Below are 15366 nucleotides of genomic sequence, written 5' to 3'. Positions count from 1 at the left end.
AGCGTAAGATATATCTTAATATTTTTTATTGCGCCATGAGTTTATACCAAAATTCTGTTTTAAATAAATACTTAAAAGGCTTAGACACCGAAAAAGTAAATAAAGTTTACCAAAAATTTACAGAGCATTTTCATAACTCAACCATACAAGAGAATATTAGAAACTCTAAAGAAGAACAATACCAAGGTGAATTCTTGATTGACCTTTTTGTTAATGTTTTAGGCTATACCAAAAACCCAACGCCTAATTTTAATCTCACCACAGAATTAAAAAACATAAGAGGTTCTAGAAAAACAGATGGTGCTATACTCTCAAGGGAGCATGCTCCCATGGCAAATGCTCCATTGGCAAAAGTACTTGCCGTAATTGAGCTGAAAGGTACAAACACAACCGATTTAAGCAGAGTAGAAACCCAAGCATTTGGATACAAAAACAATCAACCTGGTTGTAATTACGTCATTACGTCTAATTTCGAAAAGTTGCGTTTTTATATAGATAATGCCGTAGAGTTTGAAGAATTCAATCTATTCCAATTATCAAAAGAACGTTTTAATATCTTGTATTTGTGTTTATCTGCCGAGTATCTTTTAAACGATATTCCAAAAAAGATAAAAAACGAATCTTTAACCCAAGAAGAAAACGTCACCAAAAAATTATACAAAGATTATGCATCATTTAGGAACGAGATTTTTGATGCCATACAGAAAGAAAATCCCGAATACGACAAACTAACGTTATTCAAGAAAACCCAAAAACTACTCGACCGTTTTCTGTTTATCTTTTTTGCAGAAGATAGATTGTTATTACCACCAAACTCAATTCGTGCTATAATTAACCAATGGACCGACTTAAAAGATAAATACGACGAATATTTCCCCTTATACAACCGTTTTCAAAAATACTTTGGCTACATGAACACGGGACACAAAGGACAAAAACATGACATTTTCGCCTATAATGGCGGTTTATTTGCACCAGATGATATTTTAGACAACATCAAAATTAATGATGACTTACTATACAAGCACACCCTTAATTTAAGCAACTACGATTTTGAGAGCGAAGTAAGCGTTAATATACTGGGGCACATCTTTGAGCATTCCTTAAACGATATTGATGAAATACAGGCGGAAATAGCCTCAAGGGAGCATGCTCCCTTAGTAGAGATAAAGACATCGAAACGTAAAAAAGACGGCGTTTTTTACACGCCAAAATACATTACCAAATACATCGTAGATAATACCGTTGGTAAACTTTGCGAGGAAAAGAAAACCGAACTTGACATACAAGAAGCAGAATACGAGAAAGAACGTAGAGGCAGGCAAAAAGCGACTTTAAAAAAACTATCTCAGAAATTAGAAGATTACAGAAAATGGTTATTGCAAATTACCATTTGCGACCCAGCTTGTGGTAGTGGTGCTTTTCTAAACCAAGCATTAGAGTTTTTAATTGCAGAACATCAATACATAGACGAATTACAAGCCAAATTGTTTGGAGATGCAATGGTATTAAGCGAAGTAGAAAATGCCATTTTAGAAAACAATTTGTTCGGTGTAGATATAAATGAAGAAAGTGTAGAAATTGCAAAACTCTCACTTTGGTTACGCACAGCACAAAAAGGCAGAAAACTAACGTCTTTAAACAACAACATTAAGTGTGGTAACAGTTTAATTGACGACCCAACGGTTGCAGGCGATAAGGCCTTTAATTGGCAAAACGAATTTCCAGAAGTTTTTAAAGAAAAGAACAAAAAAATATACCATATCACTACCGCTATACACGATAGCCGAACCAGTGCTAGGATGAAGAAATATAAAGTAAGAGAACGACGCGATGCAGGTACAAATCCGTATCCTAATGTCATTTATTTTACACCAGAAGATGATCTATTAATAACACAAACCATAGCAGATATTGTAAAAGAAGATGCATTAAACCTATTAGCCTACAACATTTGCGCAGACCACATACACCTTTTAATAGCTTGCGATATAGAAGAAATACCATCTATAATGCAAAAAATAAAAGCCATAACAGCAAAAGAAGTTAATAAAACAAGAGAGCACGTTCCTATCACAAGGGAGCATGCTCCCTTGGCAAATGCTCCCTTGGCAAATGCTCCCTTGGAAAATAAAAAACGCAAACCACTTTGGTCCCAAAAATACAGCACACCAAAAGAAGTAACTACACAAGAGCAGCTAGACAATACCTTGCGTTACATACAAAACAACCGCCAAAAGCACGAGTTGCCACCACACAGTAATACATTACAAACCATTATAGACAGCATGTGTGTACCTGTAGATAAAGCACTTGAACCTGAATATACTGGTGGTTTTGATGTGGTGATTGGAAATCCGCCTTATGTTGGCACAAAACAAATTGATGAAATCGATAGAAATTTTTATTGGAACAGATTTAATGATTTGCTATTTTCAGAAATGGATTTATATCAGATTTTTCTATACAAATCAATTAATGAATTTTTAATTTCAAGTGGAAAAATTGGTTTTATAACACCAAATTCTTATTTCACGAACGTTAGTTTTAAAAACTTAAGGAATTACTTAATAAATGAGACCTCAATAAATGAAATTATTGATTTTCCTTACAGATTTTATCCATTTAATGATGTAAATACTGAAACTTCAATAATTATCATAACAAAAGTTATTAATGAAAAAAATAAAACAATTTTAAAAACTGTAGATAAATCATTACAATTAAAATATAAAGGTTTACTTGATGTTTTTAGGAATCAAAAACACTCTAAATCAATCTGATATTAAAGAAAAATATGATAGCAAAATAATAATTAACACCAATTCAATAATTGATAAATTAATTTCTTTGGAAAATACTTTTGGAACATATTTAAATTTACATAAAGGGTGGATGAGTGTACCTAAAAACATTGTAGAAGAAAATAACATATACGATAAAGGGATATTTAACGCCAACGAGGTTAAATCTTCGGATTTTTTAAGTAAATACTGTATAAAATATCTTGAGGGAAGAGATATTCACAGATACTACATTGATGAAGTTGAAAAATATGTTTTTGCAAAAAATATTGATAATAAAACTAAAAGTTGGCATTTCAATCCAAAAATTATTCTTCAAAGAATAGTTGGGCAGAATAAAAACAAAATTTTTGCAACTGTCGATTTAACAAATAAAATTATTTTTCCCAATGCAAACCTTGTAAATCTTAATAATTCAGATGATGATGTGAGGTTCTATCTAGCAGTATTAAATTCGAATTTAATAAGTTACTTTTATAATCTATATTTTGGCGAATCAAATACAAATTTAACCAAATTAGCATTTGAATCTATTCCTATTCCCAACACTGTTCGATTAAATAAAGAATTATATATTAATAAAGCACAAAAATTAATAGACTTAAACACAAATTATCAGTCACACATTAATCGATTTTTGACATTACTATTATCCAAATTCACAATTGTAAAAGCTTCCAAAAAACTCCAAAACTGGCACGAGTTAGACTTTGCAGAATTTCTAAAAGAATTAGAAAAAGCCCGTAAAAAGGCAGCAAAAGACACCTCAAGGGAGCATGCTCCCTTGGCAAATGCTCCCTTGGCATATCAAAAACTAACATTAAGCGAAGAAGCCGAATGGATGCAGTATTTTAACGAGCAAAAACAAAAAGCAGTGGAATTAAAAGCAGAAATTGATAAAACTGACAAGGATATAGACCAAATGGTTTATGAATTGTACGGACTGAATCAAGAAGAAATCGCCATTGTTGAAGATTTTACAAAATAAGTAAAGGATTTAAAAGCGATTCACGAACACATTAATTTACAAATAAATAAAAAGTGAGTAAATACACATTGTGGAAGAAGCTACTTCATGAAAAAGATTGATAAGAATTTAATAATTGGTGTAATACGAAGTGCAACACACAAAGCAGGCAAACAAATTGAACAGGGTAAATTAGTAACAGCCAATCAATTTGAAAAAATGCTTGAACAACAAAATAAATATAACCATTTGTTTTTTTGGGTTGAACGTTTAACTATAATTAGTGGAAGAGCTGAATTTGGAAATCCACGTGTAGAAATAGTTTGTACAGCACAGGGTTATTTTTTTAAATCTTGTTTTATGATGGTTAAGCCACATGGAAAATTTGACAACCAAAAGCCATTCGCTCAATATTTTAACGTTGAAGAAATAGATACCTAATTGTTCTCTAAAACTTCTTGATTTTTATCATTAAGTCTTTTATACATAGGCAACGTATTTCTATTTAAATTAATCATTTTTAATCTTTAGAAACAGTTATTCAATTAGTAAAACGTAAATTATTTTGCTTTAAATAGTAAAGGCAACGCTTTTTGCGTTGCCTTTACTTGAGAATTAACGTTTTGCTATTAATTAACCTTAATCAACTACTTGTGTAACTTTAAGTTAGTTTGTTACTTTCTCTTAACGGTACAAATATAAATGAGGTGTTTTAATTGTTTGGTGACATACTGTGTCAGTTGTTTTTTTAAACTATTATGTTAACGCTTCCTTTTTGCTATATTTACAAGGTTAACCAATAGCTAAATATGAAAAGGTATAATTCCATAGGCGACCTCTTTTTAGATTACAGAGCTTTTTACCAGCTATCGCAGTTAAATTTAGCTAGTAGCCTAAATGTGGATTTAAGAACTTTGCAACGGTGGGAAAAAAACGAAACACTAATAAAATCAGAAAAAGAGGAGACTATTGTACTGGAAACATTAATGCCGTATCAATTAATTCATAATTTGAATGCCGCAGTGCCAATTCCAACATATTACGATTTTAAAATAAATAAATATTCCCTTTCGGAGCAAACAAATGCGCTACCCAAACTAAGTTGGTATAAAGACCAAATTCAAGTTACAACAGACAACCTTAGAACTATAGATTTTGATTATGATATTAAGTATATTGAAAAATTTATAGGCTGGCAAAAAGGAGACAACCATTATGTTAATACCAATTTAATAAAACAAGCTATTACATTATTACCAGAAATAAATTTGGTAATTACAGGAAAATCTGGATATTACGCAGGGCACTGCATTGTGCTACCTTTAAAGCAAACAACTTATCTTAAATTAAAGCAAAAGGAAATTACCAATAAGGATCTTCGAGCAGAAGATTTAGTAAACTACCGGTTAGAAGAACGCCCCATTTTTTATAGATACGATATTACGGGAGATAGTAACGATACCATTTTTTATGTTATGGCTCAGTTTTTTAGGTTTTTTATGGACTTAAATACAGAAAATTATTTGTTTGGAGGCTATACCGAGCGCGATGACAACTACAATTTAAACCTACAAATAGGATTAAAAGTGGTTTGGGAAGATATAGCCCTTCAAAAAAAATTAGGCTTAAATTTTCCGCCACGTTTTATGGAGGGTAATTTTAGTGCATTTTTATCTACCTAACAACCTGTAAAAGTTGATGTAATTTTGCTTAAGGTGTTATTGCTGTTAAGTGTTGTATAATTATCAAATGATAATATTTTAATACTGAAATAACCTATGTGATTAAATCTTTTATATATTTGTTGCTGTAATTATGTAAAAACAAAGGGATTAATTTACATGCATTTATACTTTTTTAAGGTATTTTGACGTTAAAACAATAGGAGTTTGCTAAACAAAATTGCATTTTATCGATAATTATTAGCACTTCATGGATGTTTTTTTAACCAATTATGCTTAACTAATTGCTTTTTTTTATACATTTGCGTCCCCATGATGATACAAAATAAAAGAATATTAGCCTCAATCTTATTTGTATTAATAAGCGTTGTATGTGCTGCACAAGGTGGCGGTTTGCCTCCACCTCCCCAACCTCCTCCTCCAGTTGGTCTTCCTATTGACGGCGGTGTTCTTGTAGGCGCTTTAGTGGCTTTGTTCTATGGCGGAAAGAAACTATTAAAAAAATAGCAAGCTTTTATTATTTTGTTTGGCTGTTAGCCATGAGTTTAGCAATATACTTTCCTAAAACATCAAATTCTAAGTTAACCACTGTTCCTTTTTTAAAAGTTTTAAAGTTGGTGTTCTCGTAGGTGTAAGGTATAATTGCCACACTAAACGTATTGGTACCAGAATTAACTACCGTTAAACTTGTACCATTAACGGTTACAGAGCCTTTTTCAATTGTAATATTATTTAGCGCAGCATCATATTCAAAAGAAAAAAACCAACTGCCATCGGCATTTTCAATAGAAGTACAAACAGCGGTTTGGTCTACATGCCCTTGTACAATATGGCCATCTAGCCTGTCGCCCAATTTCATAGCGCGTTCTAAGTTCACAATGTCTCCAACTTGCAGGCTTTTTAAATTTGTTTTATCTAAAGTTTCTTGAATTGCAGTAACAGTGTACTCATCATTATTAATGTTTACCACGGTTAAACACACACCATTATGGGCAACACTTTGGTCTATCTTTAATGCGTTCGTAATATTACTTTTAATTGATATATGTAGGTTGTCTTGGTCTTTTTTTAAGTTAGTAACACTCCCAAGAGATTCAATAATTCCCGTAAACATAGTATTATGCGTTTATTTGGTTAAATTTGCACATTAAAATTACGTACAAAAATAAGCTTATTAATGAAGAATCAAGAAAATATTGTTGTTGGAATTTCTGTTGGAGATTTAAATGGTATAAGTGGTGAGATTATTTTAAAAACCTTCGAGGATTCTAGAATTCTGGAATTATGTACACCTGTAATTTTTGCTTCAATTAAGGTAATGCATTTTTTTAAAAAGCATTTTAATTCAGAAATAGAATTTAATAGCATTCATGATATTAGCCATTTAACCCATGGTAAAGTGAATGTTTTAAATTGTTGGAAAGAACCTGTAAACATTAATTTTGGACAAGAAGACACTAAAGTAGGCGAATACGCATTAAAATCGCTCCAAAGCGCAACAAAAGCCTTGAAAGAAGCGCAAATTGATGTTTTAGTAACTGCACCAATTAATAAGCACAACATACAATCGGAGGCGTTTACATTTCCTGGGCATACCGATTATTTGGCCAAGGAATTAGGCGGAAATAGTTTAATGTTTATGGTAACCGATACGCTAAAAGTGGGCCTGCTTACAGATCATGTTCCTGTTAAAGACGTATCAGAACACATTTCAGAAGCATTAATTACCGAGAAAATAAACACCGTTTACGATACCTTGCGTAAAGATTTTAAAATAGTAAAACCTAAAATTGCAGTTTTAGGAATTAATCCGCACACTGGAGACAATGGTGTAATTGGCAGTGAGGATGACGATATAATGCGACCAACATTAAAAAAAATAAAGGAAGCGGGTAAATTAGTGTACGGCCCTTATGCCGCCGATAGTTTTTTTGGCTCTAATAACTACAAAAATTTTGATGCCATAATAGCATCGTATCACGACCAAGGATTAATTCCCTTTAAAACACTGTCGTTTGGCCAAGGGGTTAATTTCACAGCAGGATTAACACGCGTTAGAACCTCGCCAGACCACGGTACAGCTTACGAAATAGCAGGAAAAGGAGTGGCAGACGAAAGCTCTTTTAAGGAGGCTTTGTTTATGGGAATTCAAATTTATAGAAACCGATGTGATTTTGAGGAACTTACAGCAAACCCCCTGAAAAAACAACCAAGAAAAGCCAGCATAAAAAAATAACATTAAGCAGGTTGGCTTAAGTTAAAAAATTTATATATTTGCAGGCTCAAAATAGATGTGATTATGAAGCCAATGAAAGAATATGCTATACCTTTTGTAGGGTTAAAGCAAGGAAATCACAATTTTGAGTATAAAATAGACCAAACGTTCTTTGATTATTTTGAGTATGAAGAATTTAACAATGTAGATGTTAGTGTAAATGTTGTTTTAAATAAAAAATCAACGTTGCTAGAATTACATTTTGAAATTTCGGGATTCGTAAACGTTAACTGCGATGTTACCAACGAACCTTACAACCAAAACCTACATAATAGTTTTGATTTGGTTGTGAAGTTTGGAGAAGCATACAATGATGAACACATTGATATCCTTATATTGCCTCATGGAGAATATGAAATTAACATCCAGCAATACATATACGAACTTATAGTACTAGCAGTACCAATTAAGCGTGTACATCCTGGAGTTGAAGATGGTACATTAGGTTCTGAAATACTCGAAAAACTTGAAGAATTAAGTCCAAAGGATAATAAAGAAAAAACAGACGAGGATATAGATCCGCGTTGGAATACATTAAAAAAACTATTAACGGATAAATAACATAAAAAATGGCACATCCTAAGAGAAAAATCTCTAAAACAAGAAGAGATAAAAGAAGAACACATTACAAAGCAACTGCGCCACAGATTGCTACATGTCCTACAACAGGAGAGGCTCATTTATACCATAGAGCACATTGGCATGAAGGAAAACTGTATTACAGAGGGCAAGTGCTTATAGATAATTCTGAAGAAACCGAAAATTTAGCATAAGTATTATGCATGCATATATTAAAACGCTCACTTGTGGGCGTTTTTTTTATGATATGTATTTTATACGGCAAAAAAGCCTTAATTTGCACTGTAATTATTCAAAATTTCCTATTTTTCGTCAAAAATTGGTCAATTTTGATTCATTTAGAGCGTTTTTCGTTCAAATTTATTAAAAAGTATGAGTAAAATCTCAGCAGCAATTACCGCGGTTGGAGCCTATGTTCCAGAGTATGTATTAACCAATCAAATTCTTGAAACCATGGTTGATACTAACGATGAATGGATTACTTCACGAACTGGCATTAAAGAACGCCGTATTTTAAAAAAGAAAGGCGAAGGTACTTCCTATCTTGCAATAAAAGCAGCCCAAGACTTAATTAATAAAAAAGGGCTAAACCCAAAAGATATTGAATTGGTAATTGTAGCCACGGCAACGCCCGATATGAAAGCCGCGTCTACCGCAGCCTACACTGCTGCTAAAATTGGAGCTGTAAATGCATTTTCCTTCGATATGGATGCTGCATGTTCCAGTTTTTTATATGGTATGTCTGTAGCTTCAGCTTATATAGAAACCGGGCGCTACAAAAATGTACTTTTAATAGGTGCCGATAAAATGTCTTCTCTAATAAACTACAAAGACAGGGCAACCTGTATTATTTTTGGAGATGGTGCTGGTGCTGTATTATTTGAGCCTACAACCGAAGATTTAGGGCTTAAAGACGAATATTTAAGGAGCGACGGTACAGGGCGAGAATTTTTACAAGCTACTTATGGCGGTTCAGCTCACGAATTAACCCCAGAGGTTTTAGAAAAAGGCGGGCATTACGCATTTCAAGAAGGGAGAACCGTATTTAAAAATGCTGTTTTTAATATGGCCGATGCTACTGTTAAAATACTAGAACGCAACAATCTTGATAAAGATTCTGTAGACTGGTTAGCGGCACACCAAGCCAACAAACGCATTATAGATGCCACAGCACAACGCATAAACTTAGCAGAAGAAAAAGTGATGATGAATATTCAAAAATATGGAAATACCACATCAGCCACTTTACCATTATTACTTAACGATTACGAATCACAACTTAAAAAAGGTGATACTATCATATTTGCTGCTTTTGGCGGCGGATTTAATTGGGGTGCCATTTATTTAAAATGGGCCTATAACTCTAAAAACTAACTTTAAAATCAATAGTTGAATTATGGATTTAAAAGAGATTCAAAACTTAATTAAGTTTGTTGCAAAATCTGGGGCAAGCGAGGTTAAATTAGAAATGGATGACGTAAAAATCACCATCAGAACAGGATCAGATAACGATGCGCCAACCGTACAATATACACCAGTTGCAGCACCACAAGTAGCGCAAGCGCCACCTGCACCAGTTGCAGAAACGCCTGCACCAGCTGCAGCAGCTGCGGCACCTAAAGAAGCTACAGACGAAACGTCGAAATACATTACAATAAAATCACCTATAATAGGAACTTTCTATAGAAAACCATCACCAGATAAACCTTTATTTGTTGAGGTAGGGCAAACTATTGCTGAAGGCGATGTACTTTGTATTATTGAAGCAATGAAGCTTTTCAACGAAATAGAATCTGAGGTTTCTGGGAAAATAGTTAAGATTTTAGTTGATGATTCCTCTCCGGTAGAATTCGATCAACCGCTATTTTTAGTAGATCCGTCTTAATGTAAAAATCAAATTTCAAACTCCAGACACCTTTTTTGGATTTGTTTTTTGAATTTTGAAAATTTGTAGAGCTTATGTTTAAAAAAATATTGATTGCCAATAGAGGGGAAATTGCGCTACGCGTTATTAGAACCTGTAAAGAAATGGGCATTAAAACGGTTGCGGTATATTCTACTGCTGATGCAGAAAGCTTACACGTTAAGTTTGCCGATGAAGCCGTTTGTATTGGGCCACCTTCCAGTACAGATTCTTACTTAAAAATGTCTAACGTTATATCTGCCGCAGAAATTACAAATGCAGATGCCATTCACCCAGGGTACGGTTTTTTATCTGAAAATGCTAAATTTTCAGAAATTTGCGAAGAACATGGTATTAAGTTTATTGGTGCGTCGGCTGAAATGATAGATAGAATGGGAGACAAGTCAAACGCTAAGGCTACTATGAAAGCCGCAGGCGTACCTTGTGTTCCTGGTAGCGATGGTATTATAGAAACCTTCGAGGAGTGCAAAAAAATCGCTAAAAAAACAGGCTATCCCGTAATGCTAAAAGCTAGTGCAGGTGGTGGTGGTAAAGGTATGCGTGCCGTATGGAAGGAAGAAGATCTTAAAGAAGCTTGGGATTCTGCAAGACAGGAAAGTAAAGCTGCTTTTGGTAACAACGATATGTACATGGAAAAACTCATTGAAGAACCGCGCCATATCGAAATTCAAATTGTAGGCGATTCTCGTGGTAAGGCCTGTCATTTATCAGAGAGAGATTGTTCTATACAGCGTCGCCATCAAAAATTAACAGAAGAAGTACCTTCACCTTTTATGACGCCACAATTGCGTAAAAAAATGGGGGCTGCAGCCGTAAAAGCCGCTGAATATATAAAATACGAAGGTGCTGGTACTATAGAATTTTTAGTAGATAAACACCGCAACTTCTACTTTATGGAAATGAATACCCGTATACAGGTAGAGCACCCAATTACAGAACAAGTTATAGATTTCGATTTAATTAGAGAGCAAATTTTAGTTGCTGCGGGCGTGCCAATTTCTGGTAAAAACTACGATCCTAAACTGCATTCTATAGAGTGCCGTATCAATGCTGAAGATCCTTATAATGGTTTTAGGCCATCACCCGGAAAAATCACTACATTACACGCTCCAGGAGGTCATGGTGTACGTTTAGATACCCACGTTTATGCAGGCTATACTATTCCGCCAAATTACGATTCCATGATTGCTAAATTAATAACCACTGCTCAAACAAGAGAAGAGGCCATCAATAAAATGAAACGTGCTTTAGATGAGTTTGTAATTGAGGGTATTAAAACAACAATACCATTCCATAGGCAACTCATGGATCATCCAGATTATTTGGCTGGTAATTACACTACCAAGTTTATGGAAGATTTTAAAATGCAAAAGCAAGTTGAAGAATAAATAATGAAGTCCCGATGTAAATCGGGATTTTTTTTTACATACCTGCGTTAAGCAAACAGGTTTTTTACAGCGTTACTGCTAGGGGTACGCAATGTTGGTAACCTTAAAGCACATAAGTTTTATTCCCTAAGGGTTGTTATTCATTTTTTTACATAAAAAATACAGCCACAAGACTTAATGCCATTTAAAATTTCAATTTAAAATTCTAACTTAGCATGATGCAGTTGTCTTACTGGGAAATAAAGTCATGGTTATCTAACATCGATTTTTGTATTGTTGGTAGTGGTATTGTTGGTCTTAGTTGTGCCTTAAAATTAAGAGAATTGTACCCTAAAGCAAAAATCATCATATTAGAAAAAGGCATATTACCACAAGGTGCCAGTACAAAAAATGCAGGATTTGCATGTTTTGGGAGCTTAAGTGAAATTCTAGAAGATTTAAAATCGCATACCGAAGAAGAGGTGTTTCAATTGGTAAAGAAAAGAGCAGAAGGATTAAAATTGTTAAGACAAACCTTAGGCGACAAACAACTTAATTTTCAACAATTAGGTGGTTACGAATTGTTCTTAGAAAAAAACAAAGCATTATTTAAAACCTGTATTGCACGTAAATCAGTTGTTAATAAATTACTTAAACCAATTTTTAAAGATGATGTATTTAGCTTAAAGGATAATATTTTTAAATTTAAAAATATAGAGAGCGATTACATTTTCAATCAGTTTGAAGGACAAATTGATACTGGAGCTATGATGGATGCGCTTCTTAAACTAGTACAATCAAAAGGTATTAAAATTTTAAATGCGGTTTTGGTTGAAGACATTATAGAGGCTAATAATTCAATACGTATAAAAACAAATCACTTCGAGTTTTCAGCTTCAAAATTATATATTGCTACTAACGGATTTGCTTCACAATTATTAAAAGAAGATGTAAAGCCTGCTAGAGCGCAGATAGTAATAACAAAGCCTATTGCAGACCTTAATGTAAAAGGCACATTTCACTTAGATAAAGGCTATTTTTATTTTAGAAATGTAAATAACCGAATTTTACTTGGAGGCGGTAGGCATTTAGATTTTAAGGGGGAAACAACTACGCAATTGGGAGAAACAGCAACGATTCAAAATGCATTAGAAAAGCTTTTAAGCACTACTATTTTGCCTAATTACACTTATGAGATTGAACACCGTTGGAGCGGTATTATGGGTGTGGGCAATCAAAAACAAGCTATTGTAAAACAGGTATCAAGCAATGTATTTTGCGGTGTAAGGCTAGGAGGTATGGGTGTTGCTGTTGGTAGTTTAATAGGTAAGGAATTGGCAGAATTAACGCTATGAATATAAAACAAGAATTATATAAACAATGCCAAAACCTCCTGAACCAACGTTTAAAGACCATACAGGATACAATTTCAGATATTCAAAATTCATTGCTATCTGAAACAAAAAGTAGTGCGGGCGATAAACATGAAACAGGTCGTGCTATGTTACAATTAGAGCGGGAAAAAGCAGGAAAACAACTGGCAGATCTACAAAACCAACAAAAGATTTTACAAAAAATTAATCCAGAACTATCGCATAAAAATGTAGCTCTAGGCAGTATTGTAAAAACCTCTGCAGCCAACTATTTTATTGCGGTAAGCGTAGGCGAACTACAAATTAACAACCAATTATTTTATGGTATTTCTGCTGCAACGCCTATTGGTAAACTACTTTTATCTAAACATGTAGGTGATACCATTACGTTTAGAACTCAACAATTCACAATTCTAGAAATAATATAAAAAAACTAAAATCTCATTACGCTTTTACGTAACTTAAACAAAAAAATTAAGAAGCGTAACGTATGCATTACAAAAATGTAATGAAAACAAATAAAACCGATGTTATTATAATTGGTGGCGGTTTAGCAGGTTTAACCAGTGCAATTCATTTAGCAAAAGCAAAATATAAGGTATTGCTTATTGAAAAAAACAAGTACCCTAAACACAAGGTTTGTGGTGAATATGTGTCTAACGAGGTGTTACCATATTTTAACTATTTAGGATTTAACCCTTTTGAATTTGGCGCAAAATGCATAACTAATTTTGAACTAACAACGCACAATAATAAAAGTATAAAGGCCAAATTACCTCTTGGTGGCTTTGGAATGAGCCGTTACGAAATGGATTTTCAGCTCTATAAATTGGCACTAAAGCACAAGGTTACAGTGCTTCAGGATACTGTAACTAATGTAGTTTTTAAAGCAGACACTTTTCAGGTTGAAACTTCATTAAACGGATGTTTACAATCTATAATTGTTATTGGCGCCTACGGGAAACGTTCTAACCTAGATGTGCAATTGGGGCGAAAATTCATAAAAAAGAAATCGCCGTATTTGGGCGTTAAAATACATGTTACAGGGCATTTCTCAGAAGATAAAGTGGCATTACATAACTTTAAAGGAGGCTATTGTGGGGTTTCAAAAGTTGAGAATAATCATATTAACTTATGTTATATTACCAATTTTAAAGCGTTTAAAATGTTTAAAAATATAGAAGCGTTTCAGGAAGCTGTTGTATTCAAAAATAAAAAGTTAAAAGCGCTATTTAAAAGCACAACACCTCAGTTTGAAAAACCACTCACAATCAGTCAAATTTCTTTTGAAACCAAACAGCCAGTAGCACATCATATTATTATGTGTGGCGATACAGCGGGTATGATACATCCGTTATGTGGTAATGGTATGGGAATGGCAATTAGAAGTGCCCAATTAGCTTCAAAACTAATAATTGATTATCTTGAAGGAAAAATTAAAACACGTAGTACATTAGAGCAACGTTACACAAAACAGTGGAAAAAAACCTTTAGCCTAAGGCTAAAAGTTGGGCATAGTATAGCTTACTTATTTAGGCAAAATTGGTTAGCGCCAAAACTATTGGTTATACTTGCTGCGTTTCCGTTTCTAATACCAAAAATTATAAGAATAACACACGGCAAACCTATGAATGTTTAATGGCTTTATTTGTAGATACCTCATACCGAAGTAACGCCACCGAAATCATGGACGATTTTTCTATGAAAGGCACATTATTGCGCGATACGCTCGATAAATTAGGCAGCATTAACAAATGGCTTGGAGGTAATACAATTACCTTAAACGGCATTAAGCAGCTGTTACATAATCAACCCAAAGCCAAAACCTATACTATTGTAGATCTAGGCTGTGGCCATGGCGATATTTTAAGGTTGGTGGCAGAATATGGTCGTAAACATCAATTTAGTTTTAATTTAGTTGGTATAGATGCCAACCAAGATGCGATAGATTATGCTAATGAATTATCGGTTAACTATCCCGAAATTACATTTCAAAATATAGATATTTTTTCCGAAGCATTTCTAAATTTAGAATTCGATATAGTACTTAGCACCCTTTTTCTACATCACTTTAAAGATGGAGAGATTGTAAATTTATTGCAACACCTATCGTATGAAGCCAAATTGGGTATTGTTATTAACGACTTACACCGCAGTAAACTAGCATATGGTTTATTTAAATTATTAGGTTTGTTAATTTCAAATCATATGATTGTTCAGGATGGCTTAACCTCTATTCTTCGCGCTTTTAAAAGAGAAGATTTAGAAAAACTTTCTGAAACATTAAACCTTACATCAAAAATCTATTGGAAATGGGCATTTCGTTACCAATGGCTTATTTTTAATACTAAATGAATTAAATAAAAAACCTTTTGTTTTAAAGACCTCATTGGTT

At 33.5% G+C, this 15366-nt stretch carries 16 protein-coding genes; 15 read left to right on the top strand and 1 reads right to left on the bottom strand.

The genetic code is table 11. From position 1 onward, the window contains the following. Nucleotides 1-35 precede the first annotated feature (35 nt). The 5 genes from CLV33_RS06950 (at nucleotide 36) to CLV33_RS06930 (ending at nucleotide 5960) form a co-directional block, all read left to right on the top strand. The gene (locus tag CLV33_RS06950) at nucleotides 36-2783 is read left to right on the top strand and encodes an Eco57I restriction-modification methylase domain-containing protein (protein ID WP_105473283.1); all 2748 of its coding nucleotides are present in this window, start codon (nucleotides 36-38) and stop codon (nucleotides 2781-2783) included. Then, complete coding sequence (locus CLV33_RS06945; protein WP_105473282.1) at nucleotides 2746-3792, top strand: TaqI-like C-terminal specificity domain-containing protein; 1047 nt, start codon at nucleotides 2746-2748, stop codon at nucleotides 3790-3792. The genes CLV33_RS06950 and CLV33_RS06945 overlap by 38 nt, the downstream gene beginning before the upstream one ends. An 87-nt stretch (nucleotides 3793-3879) precedes the next feature. Continuing rightward, nucleotides 3880-4212, top strand: a complete 333-nt coding sequence (locus tag CLV33_RS06940) for a hypothetical protein (protein ID WP_105473281.1) — start codon at nucleotides 3880-3882, stop codon at nucleotides 4210-4212. 368 nt (nucleotides 4213-4580) lie between these two features. After that, on the top strand, nucleotides 4581-5453 hold the full coding sequence (locus CLV33_RS06935) for a helix-turn-helix domain-containing protein (RefSeq protein ID WP_105473280.1): 873 nt from the start codon (nucleotides 4581-4583) through the stop codon (nucleotides 5451-5453). Nucleotides 5454-5765: 312 nt separating this feature from the next. Next, the gene (locus CLV33_RS06930) at nucleotides 5766-5960 is read left to right on the top strand and encodes a PID-CTERM protein-sorting domain-containing protein (protein ID WP_042240372.1); all 195 of its coding nucleotides are present in this window, start codon (nucleotides 5766-5768) and stop codon (nucleotides 5958-5960) included. 10 nt (nucleotides 5961-5970) lie between these two features. Here CLV33_RS06930 and CLV33_RS06925 read toward each other — a convergent pair whose 3' ends face one another. Continuing rightward, nucleotides 5971-6567, bottom strand: coding sequence for a riboflavin synthase (locus CLV33_RS06925; protein WP_105473279.1), 597 nt, complete (start codon nucleotides 6565-6567; stop codon nucleotides 5971-5973). A gap of 63 nt (nucleotides 6568-6630) precedes the next feature. Here CLV33_RS06925 and pdxA point away from each other — a divergent pair, with 63 nt between their 5' ends. The 10 genes from pdxA to CLV33_RS06875 all read left to right on the top strand — a co-directional run bounded on the left by pdxA (nucleotide 6631) and on the right by CLV33_RS06875 (nucleotide 15326). Beyond that, on the top strand, nucleotides 6631-7689 hold the full coding sequence (pdxA, locus tag CLV33_RS06920; protein WP_105473278.1) for a 4-hydroxythreonine-4-phosphate dehydrogenase PdxA: 1059 nt from the start codon (nucleotides 6631-6633) through the stop codon (nucleotides 7687-7689). A 63-nt stretch (nucleotides 7690-7752) separates the two neighbouring features. Further along, entirely contained in the window at nucleotides 7753-8289 is a 537-nt protein-coding gene (locus tag CLV33_RS06915; RefSeq protein ID WP_042240378.1) for a YceD family protein, read from the top strand. Between the two features lie 8 nt (nucleotides 8290-8297). Next, on the top strand, nucleotides 8298-8501 hold the full coding sequence (gene rpmF, locus CLV33_RS06910) for a 50S ribosomal protein L32 (protein WP_042240381.1): 204 nt from the start codon (nucleotides 8298-8300) through the stop codon (nucleotides 8499-8501). A 178-nt stretch (nucleotides 8502-8679) separates the two neighbouring features. After that, a complete protein-coding gene (locus CLV33_RS06905) occupies nucleotides 8680-9681 on the top strand; it encodes a beta-ketoacyl-ACP synthase III (RefSeq protein WP_105473277.1) in 1002 nt (333 codons plus the stop codon). A 22-nt stretch (nucleotides 9682-9703) separates the two neighbouring features. After that, nucleotides 9704-10192, top strand: coding sequence for an acetyl-CoA carboxylase biotin carboxyl carrier protein (gene accB / locus CLV33_RS06900; RefSeq protein ID WP_042240387.1), 489 nt, complete (start codon nucleotides 9704-9706; stop codon nucleotides 10190-10192). Between the two features lie 74 nt (nucleotides 10193-10266). Further along, entirely contained in the window at nucleotides 10267-11619 is a 1353-nt protein-coding gene (gene accC / locus CLV33_RS06895) for an acetyl-CoA carboxylase biotin carboxylase subunit (RefSeq protein ID WP_042247930.1), read from the top strand. Between the two features lie 218 nt (nucleotides 11620-11837). Further along, nucleotides 11838-12953, top strand: coding sequence for an NAD(P)/FAD-dependent oxidoreductase (locus CLV33_RS06890; RefSeq protein WP_105473424.1), 1116 nt, complete (start codon nucleotides 11838-11840; stop codon nucleotides 12951-12953). Then, complete coding sequence (locus CLV33_RS06885; protein ID WP_105473276.1) at nucleotides 12950-13399, top strand: GreA/GreB family elongation factor; 450 nt, start codon at nucleotides 12950-12952, stop codon at nucleotides 13397-13399. Before CLV33_RS06890 ends, CLV33_RS06885 begins: the two co-directional genes overlap by 4 nt. A gap of 80 nt (nucleotides 13400-13479) precedes the next feature. After that, nucleotides 13480-14610: an NAD(P)/FAD-dependent oxidoreductase gene (locus tag CLV33_RS06880; RefSeq protein WP_105473423.1), complete on the top strand. Its 1131-nt coding sequence runs from the start codon at nucleotides 13480-13482 to the stop codon at nucleotides 14608-14610. After that, the gene (locus CLV33_RS06875) at nucleotides 14610-15326 is read left to right on the top strand and encodes a methyltransferase domain-containing protein (RefSeq protein WP_105473275.1); all 717 of its coding nucleotides are present in this window, start codon (nucleotides 14610-14612) and stop codon (nucleotides 15324-15326) included. Before CLV33_RS06880 ends, CLV33_RS06875 begins: the two co-directional genes overlap by 1 nt. The last annotated feature ends 40 nt before the right edge of the window (nucleotides 15327-15366 follow it).

It is taken from the genome of Jejuia pallidilutea, from assembly GCF_002973595.1.
Classification (GTDB): Bacteria; Bacteroidota; Bacteroidia; order Flavobacteriales; family Flavobacteriaceae; genus Jejuia; species Jejuia pallidilutea.
This window is presented reverse-complemented; position numbering and strand designations above follow the sequence as displayed.